The sequence below is a fragment of the Natrinema soli genome (assembly GCF_028618695.1).
Genome location: NZ_JAQIVI010000181.1, coordinates 1 through 2,384, shown reverse-complemented (window position 1 = coordinate 2,384; position 2,384 = coordinate 1). Strand labels below are relative to the sequence as shown.

The 2,384-nt window shown below is 66.7% G+C and carries 1 protein-coding gene and 1 pseudogene; both read right to left on the bottom strand.

Annotation, left to right across the window (positions count from 1 at the left end; genetic code table 11):
* Positions 1 to 1,778: DUF460 domain-containing protein (locus tag PGX04_RS12220; protein WP_273738766.1), on the bottom strand; the 1,778-nt coding region annotated here is incomplete at its 3' end.
* A 391-nt stretch (positions 1,779 to 2,169) separates the two neighbouring features.
* Positions 2,170 to 2,384: pseudogene (locus tag PGX04_RS12215) on the bottom strand (ribonuclease Z); the annotation flags it as partial.

Genomic DNA, 2,384 nt, shown 5'->3' with positions numbered 1-2,384 from the left:
AAGAGGATCTCGTCGGCGATTTCCGAGAGGCCGCCGTCCTTGAGGACGATGCGGGGGTCGAACTCCGCGAGGAGCTCGGCCGTCGAACGACCCGCGCCGCTGGCGTCCCGGATGGAGACCACGTCGCCGCTCGCGATGCCGTACTGCTCGTCGGCCTCGCGAATCGCGCCTTTCGTGAACTTCTCGACGACCTTCACCGGAACCAGCCCCTCCTTCTTCGCGGAGACGTCGCTGAAGTTCGAGTGATCGAGCTTCCAGAGGGCCTTCATCCGCTCGACCTTGTTCTCGAGGGACTCGACCGTCTCGCGGGCGTCGTCGCGCTCGCGCTCGAGTCGGTTCGCCTTCCGCTCGAGGCGGCTCACTTCGCGGTCCTTTCGAACCTGCGTTCGTTCCTCGCGGCGAGCGAGGGTCAGTTTCGACTCGAGTTCGTCGATCCGGTCGTCGCGCTCGGCGACACGGCCCTCGAGGCGTTCGACGTGCGACTGGAGGCGCTCGACCTGCCGCTCGAGGTCCTTGATCCGCCGTTCCTCCTCGGTGAGTTCGCGGGGCTCGTGCTCGTTCTGTTCCTCTTCCTCGCCGCTGTCGTCATCGGTCAGGTCCCGCAGGACGGCCTCGACGCTCTCCTCGCCGGCGACGACGCGGGCGGTGACTTCGCCCCGATCGATCCCCGGCGGGAGCTTGTCGGCGATGCGCTCGAACTGGTCCTCGTGGGCGTCGAGAGCGAAGAGCGCGGCGGCCATCGCGTCGCGCTGGTGGTCGTCGTCGTAGGGGTGCTCGCGCGTGCGATGCTGTTTCTCGTCGACCGCCAGAACGCTCTCGGGCGTCCAGCCGAATCCGTCGAAGCTCCGGCGGAATTTCTCGACGGTTTCGGGCATCGGCGTCACGTCGGCCGCGACGATGACCGGACGGCCCCGTTCGACGATCCACTCGATGACGCCGGCGGTGTCGCTGGTGCGGGAACTCCAGACGTCGAGCACCTCGCCCTCGAGGCCGACGATGGCGACGGCGGTCGTCGTCCCGGGGTCGATGCCGACGACGACGTGATCGCGGCGCTTGACGAGGGGCTCGAACTCGATACCGTCGCGGCGCTCGCGCTCGATCTCGACGCGGACATCGCCAGAGCGGTTTCGCGAGACGGGGATATCACTCGGGCGAGCCTGGACGGTGAAGACGGCGTTCGCGAAGCCGCCGTAGGCCTCCCGAACGTCGCGCTCGTACTCGAGGTTGTGCTCCTCGAGTTCGGACTCGACCTCACGGGCTCGTTTCCTGACCGAGCCGTGGATGCGGCGGGTGTAGCGGTCCGCGCTCCAGCCGCCGCTGCCGGTCGAGCGGCCGCGGGCGACCTTCACTTCGGTCGTGTCGGTGAAGGCCGACACCTCGTGGCCGACGTTGTGAGCGGCCAGTCGGGCCGCGGCCTCGGCCTCCTGCATCGGGTCCTTCCCGTAGGGGATGTTGTGACGGTTTGCGACGCGGGAGAGCGGCTCGGGTTGTTCGGCACCCGTCACCTGTACGAGCTTGGTTCCGGCCGGTAGCGAGCCGAGGAAGTGGATTAGCTGGTCCTTGTCGGCCGCCAGCTCGTACATGTTGTCCGTCGCGACGATCGCCGGCTCCTCGTCGTCGATCAGTCGCCTGAGCTTGCGGTGGGAGACGACGTCGCGGGTGATCTCCTCTCCGTCGTAGACCGCCAGTGCGTACGATGGTGCATCGCCGCGTACGTCACCGCTCTGAATATCGACACCGAAGACGACCGCATCGAGCGCACTCGTTCGCGTACTCACAGCGGGCCGTAGGAACGAGACGGCTATAAATCCGGCGCGGGTTCGCACTCTGATAGAGTCGGGTGACAGCCGGGAGCAGGGACGCGTTCTCCAGCCGATTCGCTTATTCACCCGCAACATTTTGCTCTGCGCTCCCTCATGGTCCGAGAGACCGAAGGTCTCTCGTCATCACGAAAGGCGCGAAGCGCCTTTCGAACGCCTTCGCTCAGTTGCTCGGCAACATGTTGATTAAAAGCACTCCTCCCTCTCCGATGGGTCGGTCGTCGGCCCGCTCGCTTCCTTACTCGTGGCCGTTGGCCGCTCGTCTTTCCGCGGCGCTTCGCGCCGCGCGTTCGGTCGCTCGCGGTGAGTCACACTGCTCCGCCTGTATCGAACGGTAGCGTCGACTGACCTACTCGCCGTCGGGATACGGAATCTCGAGCTTCTGCCCATCGTCGGGAACGAACGCGTCTGCCGGGTCTCCAGCGAAGACCTCGCGAGCCTGTTCCTCGTGATCGGCGGTGTGACCGGCGTAGCGCGAGGAAAGGTGCATCAGTGCGAGCCGATCCGCGCCGGCGCGGTTCGCGATCTCGGCGGCCTGGCGGGCGGTCGAGTGGGCGGTGTCGG